General features: G+C 70.9%; 11 protein-coding genes and 2 rRNA genes. 7 read left to right on the top strand and 6 right to left on the bottom strand.

Features of this window, described 5'->3' with window-relative positions; genetic code table 11:
* Together ABD296_RS08175 and rrf are read left to right on the top strand one after the other, a co-directional pair.
* Nucleotides 1-73 (top strand): 23S ribosomal RNA (locus ABD296_RS08175); the annotation flags it as partial.
* A gap of 163 nt (nt 74-236) precedes the next feature.
* Nucleotides 237-353, top strand: a 5S ribosomal RNA gene (gene rrf, locus ABD296_RS08170).
* Nucleotides 354-450: 97 nt separating this feature from the next.
* Here rrf and ABD296_RS08165 read toward each other — a convergent pair.
* A complete protein-coding gene (locus tag ABD296_RS08165; protein WP_344263198.1) occupies nt 451-1,287 on the bottom strand; it encodes an NAD(P)H-binding protein in 837 nt (278 codons plus the stop codon).
* An 83-nt stretch (nt 1,288-1,370) separates the two neighbouring features.
* On the opposite strand from ABD296_RS08165, the gene ABD296_RS08160 reads away from it, so the two are divergent.
* Nucleotides 1,371-2,315 (top strand): AraC family transcriptional regulator, encoded by a 945-nt coding sequence (locus ABD296_RS08160; RefSeq protein ID WP_344263196.1) that lies wholly within the window; start codon nt 1,371-1,373, stop codon nt 2,313-2,315.
* A gap of 52 nt (nt 2,316-2,367) precedes the next feature.
* On the opposite strand, the gene ABD296_RS08155 is transcribed toward ABD296_RS08160, so the two are convergent.
* A complete protein-coding gene (locus ABD296_RS08155; protein WP_344263194.1) occupies nt 2,368-3,084 on the bottom strand; it encodes an SDR family NAD(P)-dependent oxidoreductase in 717 nt (238 codons plus the stop codon).
* An 81-nt stretch (nt 3,085-3,165) separates the two neighbouring features.
* On the opposite strand from ABD296_RS08155, the gene ABD296_RS08150 reads away from it, so the two are divergent.
* The gene (locus ABD296_RS08150; protein ID WP_344263192.1) at nt 3,166-3,804 is read left to right on the top strand and encodes a TetR/AcrR family transcriptional regulator; all 639 of its coding nucleotides are present in this window, start codon (nt 3,166-3,168) and stop codon (nt 3,802-3,804) included.
* Here ABD296_RS08150 and ABD296_RS08145 read toward each other — a convergent pair whose 3' ends face one another.
* Nucleotides 3,805-4,302: a DUF523 domain-containing protein gene (locus ABD296_RS08145; protein WP_344263190.1), complete on the bottom strand. Its 498-nt coding sequence runs from the start codon at nt 4,300-4,302 to the stop codon at nt 3,805-3,807.
* A gap of 13 nt (nt 4,303-4,315) precedes the next feature.
* A complete protein-coding gene (locus ABD296_RS08140) occupies nt 4,316-5,515 on the bottom strand; it encodes a cytochrome P450 (RefSeq protein ID WP_344263188.1) in 1,200 nt (399 codons plus the stop codon).
* A 442-nt stretch (nt 5,516-5,957) separates the two neighbouring features.
* On the opposite strand from ABD296_RS08140, the gene ABD296_RS08135 reads away from it, so the two are divergent.
* The 3 genes from ABD296_RS08135 to ABD296_RS08125 all read left to right on the top strand — a co-directional run bounded on the left by ABD296_RS08135 (nt 5,958) and on the right by ABD296_RS08125 (nt 9,420).
* Entirely contained in the window at nt 5,958-6,965 is a 1,008-nt protein-coding gene (locus ABD296_RS08135) for an NAD(+)/NADH kinase (protein WP_344263186.1), read from the top strand.
* Nucleotides 6,966-7,056: 91 nt separating this feature from the next.
* A complete protein-coding gene (gene ctaD, locus ABD296_RS08130) occupies nt 7,057-8,724 on the top strand; it encodes an aa3-type cytochrome oxidase subunit I (protein WP_344263183.1) in 1,668 nt (555 codons plus the stop codon).
* Nucleotides 8,725-8,733: 9 nt separating this feature from the next.
* Complete coding sequence (locus tag ABD296_RS08125; protein WP_344263181.1) at nt 8,734-9,420, top strand: SAM-dependent methyltransferase; 687 nt, start codon at nt 8,734-8,736, stop codon at nt 9,418-9,420.
* Nucleotides 9,421-9,492: 72 nt separating this feature from the next.
* Here the strand turns inward: ABD296_RS08125 and ABD296_RS08120 are convergent, their stop codons facing one another.
* Nucleotides 9,493-10,305 (bottom strand): SDR family NAD(P)-dependent oxidoreductase, encoded by an 813-nt coding sequence (locus tag ABD296_RS08120; protein ID WP_344263179.1) that lies wholly within the window; start codon nt 10,303-10,305, stop codon nt 9,493-9,495.
* A gap of 192 nt (nt 10,306-10,497) precedes the next feature.
* Complete coding sequence (locus ABD296_RS08115; protein WP_344263176.1) at nt 10,498-12,072, bottom strand: flavin-containing monooxygenase; 1,575 nt, start codon at nt 12,070-12,072, stop codon at nt 10,498-10,500.
* Between the last annotated feature and the right edge of the window lie 2 nt (nt 12,073-12,074).

Below are 12,074 nucleotides of genomic sequence, written 5' to 3'. Positions count from 1 at the left end.
TTGATAGGCCGGTGATGGAAGCGCGGTAACGTGTGGAGTCGACCGGTACTAATAGGCCGAGTGGCTTGAACACACGATACGTTCAAATCAAGTCGCTGTGTGATGTTTCGCGTCCCTGTGTGGTTCCCAGGAAACAACCGGGAACCCCGTGGTTGTATAAGTGAAGATCGAGCCTTGCGCTCGGACGAGTCTTCCCGCACCGCCGCCTTTTTGGGCGCGGGTGTTGGGGTTGGTCGTTCGGTGGTTTTGGCGGAGGGGAAACACCCGGTCCCATTCCGAACCCGGAAGTTAAGCCCTTCAGCGCCGATGGTACTGCATGGGAGACTGTGTGGGAGAGTAGGACACCGCCGGACATTTTTTAGGAAGGCCCCGCCGTTTCGGCGGGGCCTTCCGCATTTCCAGGGGTAGTCGGGCGACCGCCAATGCAGCGGCCGCCCGTTGGCGGTTGAATCAGTCCCAGTGGCCTGCGGCTGCGGCTTCGGCGACGAAATCCTCGAACGTCCGGGGCGGTCGGCCGAGGGCTTGGTCGACGCCGTCGGAGATCTCAGCTCCATGTCCGTCGCGGATGTCCACGAGGAGGCCCGTGAGGATGCGGGCGGCGTCCGCCGGCACTCCGGCGGCGATCTGATGCTCCGTGAAGGTTTCCGGAGCCACGTCGACATGGCGGATCGTCCGCCCGGTGGCCCTGCCGATGAGGTCGACGGCCTCGCCGACGCTGAGCGCGCGTGGGCCGGTGAGCTGGTAGATCTGGCCGCTGTGCCGGGCATCGGTCAGTGCCGCCTCGGCGACCTCGGCGATGTCCTCGGCGTCGATGAAGGGCGTTCGGCCGTCCCCCGTCGGTAGGGCCACGGTCCCGTTCAGGATTCCCGGCCGCCAGAAGGATTCGCTGAAGTTCTGCGCGAACCAGCCTGGCCTCAGGATGGTCCAGTCCGTGCCGGAGTCCCGTACGGCCTGCTCTGCGGCCTTCAGCGGATGATCGTCGCCGGCCTCGCCGACGCCGTGGGCGGACAGCAGCACGAGCCGCTGCACCCCTGCCGAGACGGCCTCGGCCACGAAGCGGGAAACGGGGCCCTGGCCGTCCGGATGCGGGCCGCGGTTCGGCTCCAGCAGATAGACGGCGGTGACGCCGTCCAGGGCAGGCGGCCAGGTGACCGGGTCGTTGAGATCGAAAGTGGTATCGCCGCCGGTGCGGGATGCGGCGCGCACGGTCCGTCCGGCGGTCTTGAGACGCCGGACGATGCGCCGGCCGGTCTTGCCGGTGGCACCGAGGATGAGGATGTCGTCCATGTCCACCAGGGAACCCCACACCCTGCTGGACGATCCATGGGAGAACGTCGCGGATTCATTTGTGATCGTCTAGCGTGGGCGGGGTGGACGTCCTCAGCGACCTGCTGCATCGGGCCCGGGCCAGGAACACCCTGGTCAGGCAGTTGATCCAGCGACCGCCCTGGTCGGTGACCTTCGCCGACGCCGCCCCGCTCACGGTCGTGGCGGTGCTCGGTGGTGGCGCGTCGGTCCGGCTCGATGACCTGGACGCCTCGCCGGCGCGCCTGGCGGCGGGCGACATCGCCCTCATCGGCGCGACGGGCCGCTGCACGATCGCCGACAGTCCCTCCACGCCGCCCGAGGTCGTCATCCGGGAGGGGAGGAAGTACCGCGTCGGCGGAGGGGAGCCGGTGGACGGGACGAGCTGGAACCTGGCTCCCCGAACCTATGGCGACGGCCGGCCGGGGGGCACCACCATGCTCCGGGGCGTCTGCGAGCTCCACGGCGAAGTGGGGGACCGCCTGCTGGCGATGCTTCCACCGCTGGCGGTCGTGCCGGCCGGGCCTCGGACGCGGCCGGCGCTGGAGCTGCTGGCCGCCGAGGTCGCGCGCGAGGAGCCGGGGCAGGACGCCGTCCTGCACCGGCTGCTGGACCTCGTCGTCGTCGTGGCGTTGCGGGCCTGGTGCGCCGGGCCGGGGCCGGTGCTTCCGGCCTGGTACCGGGCGCTGTCCGATCCCGCCATCGGCGAGGCGCTGCGGCTCCTGCACGAGGATCCCGCCCGCCGGTGGACGGTCGCCGCGCTGGCCGCCGAGGTCGGCATGTCCCGCGCGGCGTTCGCCGCGTGCTTCGCCGCGCTGGTCGGCGAACCGCCGCTCACCTATCTCACCGGCTGGCGGATGACGCTGGCGGCGGACCTGCTCAGCGACACCGACGCGACCGTCGCCGCCGTCGCCCGCGAGGTCGGCTACGAGGACGCCTTCGCGTTCAGCGTGGCGTTCAAACGCACCCGCGGCACGAGTCCCTCGCTGTGGCGCCGCGAGGCCCGCTGACGCGACGCACTGTGCGAAGGGCGGCCCCGGCCGCCCGAGCCATGGAAGCGGGTCAGGCGAGGGCGTTGAAGGTCGCTTCCGCGCGGTCGCGCTTGGTGTAGAGATCCCAGGCGGCGTCGGCGAGCTCGTCGGGGTCCAGGGTGCGCACGGTCATGCCGCCGAGCCCGTCGGAATCCGAGGTGACCATGCGGTGGATGTCGCCGCGTTCGATGAGGCCGCCGATGGTGAGCGTGCCTGCGTACACGCCCTTGTCGGCGAGGGCCGCGTTCAGGGTGACGGCGTAGTTGCGGAGGGCGGCGGCCGAGATCGCCAGGTTCCCGATCAGCGGCATCGGGACGACCGAGCTGAGGCCGCCGGCGAACAGCAGCCCGCCGTCCCCGCGCTCCAGCATGCCCGGCAGCACTGCGCCGACGGTGTCGATCGCCGGATACACCCAGCTCATCGCCTCCTTCGTGCCCGGCACGTCCGTCTCGGTGATGGGCGCCGGGCGGGCGGACGGGTCGGCCGCGCCGGGCCCGTAGTAGGCGACGTCGATCGCGCCGTGCCGCGTCGTGATCTCGTCGAGGGCCCGGAGCAGGGCGTCGCGGTCCCGGACGTCGGCGGTGTGGGACGTCGCCTCGACGCCGGCGGACGCGAGCGACGCGAGATAGCCGGGGTGGCGGGCGCCGTTGCGGGAGATGAGGGCGACGGTGTGCCCCTCGCGGCCGAAGCGGTGCGCGATCGACATGCCGAGCCCGGGGCCGGCACCGATGACGACGGTCGTGGTCATGGCTGAACCTCCTGGAAATTGAGGATGACCTCAACTTAGCAGAAAAAATCGAGGGTCTCCTCAACTTCGTAGGATGGGGTCATGCCCAAGACGAGGCGGGCGGACGCCGCGCGGAACCGGGACAAGCTGCTGGACGCGGCCGCGGCGGTGTTCGGCGAGCGCGGCCTGGACGCGCCGCTGGAGGAGGTCGCGCGCCGGGCCGGGGTCAGCATCGGCACGCTCTACAACCACTTCCCCGCGCGGCAGGACTTCTTCGACGCGATCTTCCCGGCCCGGCTGGCGGCCCTCGACCGGCTCGCCGAGACGGCCCTGGCCGATCCCGATCCCTGGGCCGGGTTCGCCGCGTACGTCGAGGGGCTCGTCGCGCTGCAGGCCGGGGACCGCGGCCTCAACGACGTGCTCGCGCGCGGCTTCCCGCTCGCCTCCGAGTTGGGCGAGGCGTGCCATCGCGGCTTCGCGCACCTGGACCGGCTCGTCGAGCGGGCCAAGGAGTCGGGGCGGTTGCGCGGCGACTTCGAGACCTCGGACATGGTGCCGCTGATGTGGGCGATGTCCCAGATCATCCGCGAGTCGAAGGACGCCGGTCCCGAGGTGTGGCGCCGGTTCCTGGGGTTCGTCCTCGACGGGCTGCGCGCCGGTGCGGCGCATCCGCTGCCCGTGCCGGCGCTGTCCCGCGAGCAGGTGGCCGGGTTCATGGACGGCACGTCCCCCGGCGCCTGATCAGGACGCGGTTTCCAGCTCCGCCAGGAGGGTTTCGACGGCCTCCAGGTCGTCCTCGCCGAAGACGTGGACGCCTTCGCGGCGCAGGAGGGCCGCCGTCACGCCGCTGCCGGCGACCGACGTGCCGGTGAACGTGCCGTCGTAGACGCGGGCGCCGCCGCAGGACGGGCTGCCCTCCTTCAGGAGCGCGACGCGCGCGCCGGCGCGCCGGGCGGCGGCCAGCGCGAGGCGGGCGCCGCGCAGGAACTCCGCCGTCACGTCGGCACCGGTGCCGGTGACGACCCGGGCGGTGCCGCCGAGCACGGCGGCGCCGTCGCCGCCGACGATCTCGGCGGGCGGGCGCGGGACCGGCAGACCGCCGGAGACCTCGGGGCAGAACGGGACGAGGCGTCCCTCGGCGCGCCACCGTTCGAAGAGCCCGGCGGCGACCGGCTTGGCGGCGCCGTCGTATCGGACGGGCCGTCCCACGAGGCAGGAACTGACCAGTATGCGTTCCACGCTTCCAGCCTATTCACCAGCTGACGGGAAGCTCCCTCGGACGATGCACGAACCGGGCCGTGTGCCACGGCACCTGATCAGCGGGCACGGCGAGCCGGAGACCGGGAAGCCGTTCGATCATGGCGGAGAGGGCGACCTGGAGTTCCATCCGGGCCAGGGACGCGCCGAGGCAGCGGTGCAGCCCGTGCCCGAAGGCGATGTGCGGGTTGCTCTCCCGGGCGAGGTCCAGGGCCTCGGCCCCGGAGAACACCGCCGCGTCGCGGTTGGCGGCGGCGAGCTCCACCAGGACCTGCTCGCCGGGACGCAGCCGGACTCCGCCGAGCTCGGTCTCCTCCAGCACGAACCGCGTCAGCGATCCTTGGGCGATCAGCGGCACGTACCGCAGGAGCTCCTCCACGGCCGTCGGCACCAGGCCGGGATCGGCGGCCAGCCGCGCGTAGTCGCCGCCGTCCAGCAGCAGGAAGACGAAGTTGGGGATCTGCGACGCGGTCGTCTCGAACCCCGCGGCCAGCACCGCGCGCAGCAGGTTGTTCAGCTCGTCGCCGCTGAGGCGGTCGCCCTCGATCCGCTCGCGCACCAGCGTGCCGATGAGGTCGCCGGTCGGGTGGTCCACCCGCAGGGCCGCCAGGTCCGCGAGGTAGCCGTTCATCTCGGCGACGGAGGCCATGACCTCGTCCGCGGTCATCTCGCTGGTGCTGAGGAGGGCGTCGGTCCACGCGGTGAAGCGGTCCCGATCGGCGACCGGGACCCCGAGCAGGTCGCAGATGACCTGGATCGGCAGCGGGAGCCCGAACCCCTCGACGAGGTCGACCGGGGCGCCCGACCCGATCATCGCGTCCAGGAGCCGGTCGGCGATCCGCCGGGTCCCGGGGCGCAGCCCCTCCACGCGGCGCGGCGTGAACGCGCGGTACACGAACCGGCGCAGCCGGGTGTGGTCGGGCGGGTCCTCGGTGAGCAGCGTCCCGCTGGTCGGGTCGATGGGTGTCATGCGGGCCACGCCGTCGGCCGGGATCCCGGCGCGTTCGTGGTCGCGTCCGAACGCCGGATCGCTCAGGACGGTGCGGGCGTCCTCGTACCGGGTGACGAGCCAGGCGGGATCTCCGAACACGAGCTGGACGCGGACGGGGGCGCCGCCGGAACGCGCGTCACCGAGCAGAGGCGACGGCCGGAGGGCGCGGTCGGAGGGGAACGGGAATTCTGGAAGCTTCGGCACAGCTGCTCCAAGGTGGCGCATTCGGAATCGCGGAGATCATCCGACGAGCGTGTCCGCTGTGCCGATAATCGCGCCGAATATCACTTTTCGACATCACCGATGTGCCAGTCCGCCCTTGCCGTCAGGGGCACTTGCCGCTGGCCCGGAAGGAATTATGGCTCCGCACAATGGACCTCGGGGAATGCCGTTTAACGGCCACTGCGGGCAAGTATTCTCCCATCGAGGGCGGAAACGTCGCTTAATCGCACGAGAACCCGGCCCCCGGTGACGATCGCCAGGATATTGACGCGGCAGACGGGGAAATGCGCCGGTGCTCCGTGCCGCAAGCGCGTGACCTCCATGGTCCGAGGCGCGGCCACCGTCCGCGGGCGACGGACGCGCCGGCGCCGCCCCGCCCGGCCGCCGATGTTCGTAGGCCGACTCCCTGGGGGAGGAACGGCAGGTGAGCACGCTGGGTCTGGTGTTGCATCCGAGCAGGCCCGTGGACGATTCGATCGCCACGATCCTCGCCTGCGCCCATGAGCGGAACGAGCGGGTGCTGGTCCGCCGGTCCGACGGGCGCCGGGTGCCGGCCGGGGTGGACGTCGTGCCCGAGGCCCGGTTCGTCGAGGAGGTGGACGGTCTCATCGCCCTGGGCGGGGACGGCACGATGCTGGGCGCGATGCGGCTGGTGATCGACCGGCCCGTTCCCGTGCTCGGCGTCAACCACGGCAACCTCGGGTTCCTCACCGAGGTGGAACCGGTGCGCCTTCCGGCGGCGCTGGCCCAGCTCGCCGACGGCGACTTCACCATCGAGCCGCATCCGGCTCTGCGGGTGGACACCGACCGGGCCCGCCTCGGCGCCGCGTCCGGGTTCAACGACGTGGTGCTCGGAGGGGCGTCCCGTTCCGGCGCCGTCTCCCTCGACCTCAGCGTCAACGGCCAGCAGTACGGCTACTACCGCGCCGACGCGGTCGTCGTCTCGACGCCGACCGGCTCGACGGCCTACAACTACGCCGCCGGCGGGCCGGTCCTGTCGCCCTCCTCGGGTGCCCAGGTCATCACCCCGGTCGCGCCCATGTCCGGCATCAGCCGGCCGGTCGTGCTGGGCCCGGCGGACCGGGTCCACCTGGCCGTGGCGGCCGACAGCGCGCCCGTCACCGTCGACGTCGACGGGACGCCCGCCATCGACCTCGGGCACGCCGACTGGCTGACCACCACGATGCGCCCTGAGGCGGGGCAGGTGGTCCGGCTCTCCGAGACCACGCACGCCAGCCGCAGCAGGGTCAAGCTCAGCCTGCTCGACCTGCCGCTGCGCCCCGACCAGCTCCTGGAGCTCATCCCGCCCGACGTGCGCCGCCACGCCCAGATCACGGCCGCGCACCTCCAGGCCGCCGCGGACGGCACCGCGCAGCCGCCCTCGCCCACCGCTCCGCCCGAACCGCCGGGCGCACCCCGGAATCCGAACTGATCGTCTTTTGAAGACGGCTGAAAAGGCGTCTTGCATCGCCCCGGACCCCGGCGAATAGTAATGGGCATCCCCCGTCGATTGGGAGCCCGGCATGGTGCTTCTCGGCCGTCGACTCCCGGAGGCGCCCGCAGCGGAACGTCCCCGGGGCTCGGTACTGGTGTCCTGGCTGACCACCACCGACCACAAGGTGATCGGGCATCTGTATCTGATCACTTCGTTCGTGTTCTTCCTGCTGGCCGGCCTGATGGCCATGGTGATCCGGGCGGAGCTGGCGTCCCCGGGCCTGCAGATCGTGTCCAACGAGCAGTACAACCAGCTGTTCACGATGCACGGCACCATCATGCTGCTGCTGTTCGCGACGCCGCTCTTCGTGGGATTCGCGAACGTGGTGATGCCGCTGCAGATCGGGTCGCCGGACGTGGCGTTCCCGCGCTTGAACATGCTGAGCTACTGGCTGTTCGCGCTCGGTGGCATGATCGTGTTCGCGTCGTTCATCTCGCCCGGCGGCGCGGCGGGCTTCGGGTGGACGGCGTACGCGCCGTTGAACAGCGCGCTGCGGACGCCGGGCGTCGGCGGCGACATGTGGATCATGGGGCTCGCACTGTCGGGGTTCGGGACGATCCTCGGCGGCGTCAACTTCATCACCACGATCATCGGGATGCGGGCGCCGGGAATGACGATGTTCCGCCTGCCCATCTTCACCTGGAACGTGCTCCTGACCAGCCTGCTCGTACTGATGGCGTTCCCGGTCCTCGCGGCGGCGCTGCTGTGCCTGGAGTCGGACCGCAGGTTCGGCTCGCACGTGTTCGACGCCGCGTACGGGGGCGCGCTGACCTGGCAGCACCTGTTCTGGTTCTTCGGGCATCCCGAGGTGTACATCATCGCGCTGCCGTTCTTCGGGATCGTCACCGAGGTCATTCCGGTGTTCAGCCGCAAGCCGCTGTTCGGCTACTTCGGGATGGTCGGCGCCACCATCGTGATCGCCGGGCTGTCGATGTCGGTGTGGGCGCACCACATGTTCACCACGGGACAGGTCCTGCTGCCGTTCTTCTCGTTCATGTCGTTCCTCATCGCGGTGCCGACCGGGGTGAAGTTCTTCAACTGGGTCGGGACGATGTGGCGCGGCAACCTCAGCTTCGAGACACCGATGCTGTTCGCCGTCGGATTCCTCGTGACGTTCCTGTTCGGCGGCCTGACGGGCGTCATCCTGGCGTCGCCGCCGCTGGACTTCCAGGTGCAGGACTCCTACTTCGTGGTGGCGCACTTCCACTACGTCGTCTTCGGCACGGTCGTGTTCGCGATGTTCTCCGGCTTCTACTTCTGGTGGCCGAAGATGACGGGGAAGATGCTGGACGAGGCGTGGGGGAGGGTCCACTTCTGGACGCTGTTCGTCGGCTTCCACACGACGTTCCTCGTCCAGCACTGGCTCGGTGCCGAGGGGATGCCGCGCCGCTACGCCGACTATCCCAAGGAGTTCACCACCCTGAACCGGGTCTCGAGCGCCGGGGCCTTCCTGCTCGGGATATCGACACTGTTCTTCATCTACAACGTGTACCTGACGGCCCGGCGCGGCACCCGCGTCCAGGCCGACGACCCGTGGGGCTACGGCAATTCACTGGAATGGGCGACGTCGTGCCCGCCGCCGCGCCACAACTTCACCTCGATCCCGCGGATCCGCTCGGAAAGGCCCGCGTTCGATCTGCATTACCCGAAAGCGACGGAGATCGAGGCCGGGACGGCGGAGAAGGAGGCCCCGTAGTCTGGGCGCATGCAGCCGGAAACGGACAACGCGGCCGACTGGCGCGCCTGGCACGGCGCGTACGACGACCCGGAGTCGAGCCTGGCCAGGCGGCTGGCGACCGTCCGGGAGCGGATCCGCGAGGTGCTCGACGCGGCGCCGTCCGGCCCGCTCCGGGCGGTCAGCCTGTGCGCGGGCGAGGGCCGCGACCTGATCGGCGTCCTCGTGGACCATCCGCGCCGCGCCGACGTGACCGCCCGGCTCGTCGAACTGGACGAGGGGCTCGTCGCCACCGCCCGTGAGGCGGCCGAGGCCGCGGGGCTCGCCGGCGTCGAGGTGGTCGCGGGCGACGCGTCCCGGACGGGCGCCTACGCGGGTGCCGTGCCCGCTTCGCTCGTCCTCGCCTGCGGGATCTTCGGCAACGTGACCGCCGCCGACATCGAGCGGACGATCGGTCTGCTGCCGCGGCTGTGCGGGCCGGGCGCCCACGTCGTCTGGACGCGGAACCGCAAGGAGCCGGACATGGTGCCCCGGATCGGCCGCTGGTTCGACGAGCACGGTTTCGAGGAACGGTGGCTCTCCCCGCCGGAGGACAGGCACTGCGTCGGCGTCCACCGCTTCACGGGAGAGCCCGTCCCGCTGGGCGACGACGTCCGGATGTTCGAGTTCGTCGGCTACTACAACATCTGGAAGGGCGAGCCCGCGCCCGGTGAGTAGTGGCTGGAGGCGACGCCCGCGCGTGCTCGGTAAGCGCGCGCGGGCGGTGCCTTCGAACGACGGCCGGGACGGCTACTTGGCGATGCGGCCGACGGCGAGCTGCGCGACGCGGACCGCCGCGGCGGGGTTGAGGCGGACGCCGCGCCAGGCGAGGCGGCCGTGCGCGGGCGCGACGATGAGCGCCTGGTTCTTGGCGACGCCCTTCATGACGTCGCGGGCCAGCTTCTCGGCCGTGTAGAGGCGCGGCGACGCCTTGGCGATGTCGCCGGTGGCGTTGCCGCTCAGCTGCGTCTCGGGCAGGTCCGGGTTGACGTTGTGCAGCAGCGGGGTGTCGACGAAGCTCGGGCAGACCACGCTGACCTTGACGCCGCGCCCGGCGGCCTCGGCGCGCAGGCCGAGCGACAGGCCGACGACGGCGTGCTTGGTGGCGGTGTAGGGGATGCCGATCGGCATCGGGACGAGCCCGGCGAGCGAGGCGGTGTTGACGATGTGCCCGCGGCCCTGCTCCAGCATGATCGGGTACGCGGCGTGCACGCCGTGCACGACGCCCTTGAGGTTGATGTCGATCGCGCGGTTCCAGTGGTCGAGGGTGAGTTCCTCGGCCAGCCCGCCGATCGCGATGCCGGCGTTGTTGAACACCAGGTCGAGGGTCCCGTTCTCGGCCTTCACGCGCTTGTAGAGGTCGATGACGGCGTCGGCGTCGGTGACGTCGAGGGGGGCGGAGGACGCCTTGCCCTTGCCGAGGGTGTTCAGCTTGTCCGCGACGGCCGCGGCGCCGTCGGCGTTGATGTCGCTGACCACGACGGTGTCGCCGCGCGCCACCAGGGACGTGGCGATCGCACGGCCGATGCCGGATGCGCCTCCGGTCACGATCGCGATGCTCATTTGCGCGCTCCGCTCGATGCTCGATTCCGGCGCGGCCCGCGCCCCGGTGGTCCGGGGGAACGGCCGTTCGCGCGCCGGTACCGCGGGCTCGGATCCGAGGGGGAGTGGACCCGGCCCGCGGCGGCTAATTGGATGTTCTGTTCAATTGCGGGGATTCTACGGGGTGCGGCGGCCTCGCCGACACTCACCCCGCTACGAAACCGGGACCGCCGCCTCGTCGCGTCCCTCCACCTGGAAGTCGCGCGGGTCGAGGCGGCGGGTCCGCAGCCAGTACGCCACGGTCGAGGCGGGCCAGGCGGCCCGGTTGACGCCGTTGCGGTCCAGGTACCAGCTGTCGCAGCCGCCGGCCACCCACACCGCGCCCTGCGACCTGCGCTGCACCCAGTCGTTGAAGCGGTCCTGCACGGACGGCTTCACCGAGATCCGGGCGCCGCCCGCCGCGTCCAGCATCGCCAGGCACTGCAGGACGTAGCGGACCTGCGCCTCGATGATGAAGATCATCGAGTTGTGGCCGAGGCCGGAGTTCGGGCCGAGCAGCAGGAACAGGTTCGGGAAGCCCTTCACCGCGACGCCGAGGTGCGCCTCGATGCCGTCCTTCCAGGCGTCCTGGATCTTCAGCCCGTTCCGGCCGACGATGCGCGCGTCCTCGAACGCGTCGGTGACGTGGAACCCGGTGCCGAAGATGATCGCGTCGACCTCGTGCTCCCGGCCGTCCCGGGTGACGATCGAGTGCTCGCGGACCTCGGCGATCCCCTCGGTGGTCAGCTCCACGTCGGGCCGCATCAGCGCCGGGTAGTAGTCGCTCGACACCAGCGTCCGCTTGCAGCCCATCGTGTAGTCGGGCGTGAGCTTGCGGCGCAGCTCCGGGTCGGGCACCTGGCGGGCCAGATGCCACTGGGCGATCGAGCTGGCGGCCTTCAGCAGCTTCGGGTTTTTGAAGCCGAGGACGAAGCTCTCCTGCACCAGGTAGATGCCGTTGCGGTAGCCGCGCTGGAAGCCGGGGACCCGGCGGAACAGCGCCTTCTCCAGCCCGGTCACCTTGCGGTCCGGCTTCGGCATGATCCACGGCGGCGTCCGCTGGAACACCGTCAGCGACCCGGCCCTCTTGGCTATCTGCGGGACGAACTGGATCGCCGACGCGCCCGTCCCGATCACCGCGACGCGCTTGCCGGTCAGGTCGTAGGAGTGGTCCCACTCGGCGGAGTGGAACGTCCTCCCCTCGAAGGACGCCAGGCCGGGCAGGTCCGGGACGTTGGGCTGGTGCAGCGGGCCCATGCCCGCCGCGAGCGCCCGTCCCCGGACGATCTCGCCGGGCTCCGCGCCCGCGCCCTCGATCGACAGCTGCCAGGTGTCGGTGGCGTCGTCGTACTCGGCCGCGGTGACCTCGGTGCGGAACCGGATGTGCTGCGCCAGCTCGTATTTGTCGACGATGTCCTTGATGTACCGCAGCAGCTCGCCCTGCTTGGGAAACATCCGGGACCAGTCGTTCTTCGGCTCGAACGAGTAGGAGTACAGCAGCGACATGATGTCGCAGGCGCAGCCGGGATAGGTGTTCTCCCGCCACGTGCCGCCCACCTCGTCCGCCTTCTCCAGGATGACGAAGTCGTGCACGCCGGCCTTCTTCAACCCGATCGCCATGCCGAGGCCGGAGAAGCCCGTCCCGATGATGACGGCCTTGTACGGCCCGCCCGGCCCCGCCGCGGGCGTCACCACGGCCGCGGCACCCGTGTCGGCGGCGCTCGCGTCGGACATGCTCGCGTCGGACATGG

Source organism: Actinomadura napierensis, from assembly GCF_039529375.1.
Lineage (GTDB): Bacteria > Actinomycetota > Actinomycetes > Streptosporangiales > Streptosporangiaceae > Spirillospora > Spirillospora napierensis.
The sequence above is the reverse complement of the archived record's forward strand: the minus strand, read 5'-3'. Positions and strand labels throughout refer to the sequence as shown.